The following is a 1,198-nucleotide window of genomic DNA, read 5'->3' on the forward strand; positions in this document are numbered from 1 at the left end:
AAAACTAGTTTATATGATACATCAACTGATAATTCAAAAAAAATTAAATCTTCACTTGTTAGCAATCATTTAGAAAAGAAAGGTAATCTTAAAAGATTAGCGTTATCATCTAACAATGTTCAACCAGCTACTTCCATTAGTGATGATGCTTATTTAAAAAAGTTAGGGATTGATATTAACGACCTAAATACTAACAGTGTTTTAAAATTAGCTTCTTTGTTCCACATTTTTGCAAATCAAGCTAGTTTATCGGCGGATACTAATGGTAATTTAGCTGTTAAAATTTTAAATGGCTCTAACGATTTTGGTACACGTGGTGATTCATACAATTTAACTAGCGGTGATATTTATTACATTCAACAACTGGCCAAACATCTTCAAAGTAACGCTTTTAGAAATAAAACATTTAATCATGTAGTATTAGGCAAAGATGTTAATGTATCAATTGAAAATGACAAAGTCTTAATCAATGGTATCACTATGGATAATTTAAAACCTGAAGATGTCTATCAAGATACTACCGGGCAGACATATATTGATTTTAGTGATGTATTCCAACAATTGATAAGTGCATCTACTAGTTATACTAGTACTACTCAGTCCAAGGGTGTTATTTCAAATTATTCTGATATGAATAATCGCTATATTGATGTTTCGGGAGTGGCAACTGGAACACAAATTATTTATGTAAATGTTCCATTTGAATATTTAAGTGATCCACAGCCAATTACAATCAAAGGAATATCTAATTCATTGACTGGTCCAACCATAGTAATTAATGTCACAGGCATTCCCGATGGAAATCAAAATATTTCTACACAAGTTCAATTTAACTATATTGATGGAACGAATGCTTTACCAAATAGCGAAGGACATACGGAGCCTAACCATGTATTATGGAATTTAGGTACCGGTGGGCAAACTTTTAATTTCAGCAGTGGCCGGTTTATGGGAAGTATTTTAGCACCTAACGCGACTATTAATGCTGGAGTTAATATTGATGGAAATATCGTTGCTAATGTCGTCAATATAACAGGCGGTGAATCACATAGATGGGACATTCATCCTACCGGTTCAACGACTGGCAGCACCACCGGTTCAACGACTGGATCAACCACTGGCTCAACCACTGGCAGCACCACCGGTTCAACGACTGGATCAACGACTGGCAGCACCACCGGTTCAACGACTGGATCAA

Annotated in this window: 1 protein-coding gene; it reads left to right on the forward strand. The window is 35.1% G+C overall.

Annotated elements, in window-relative coordinates:
- A partial coding sequence (locus tag JCM14108_RS13940; protein ID WP_152536968.1) for a collagen-binding domain-containing protein occupies positions 1–1,198 on the forward strand: 1,198 nt, incomplete at both ends.

Source organism: Lentilactobacillus farraginis DSM 18382 = JCM 14108, from assembly GCF_000583655.1.
GTDB classification, from domain to species: domain Bacteria; phylum Bacillota; class Bacilli; order Lactobacillales; family Lactobacillaceae; genus Lentilactobacillus; species Lentilactobacillus farraginis.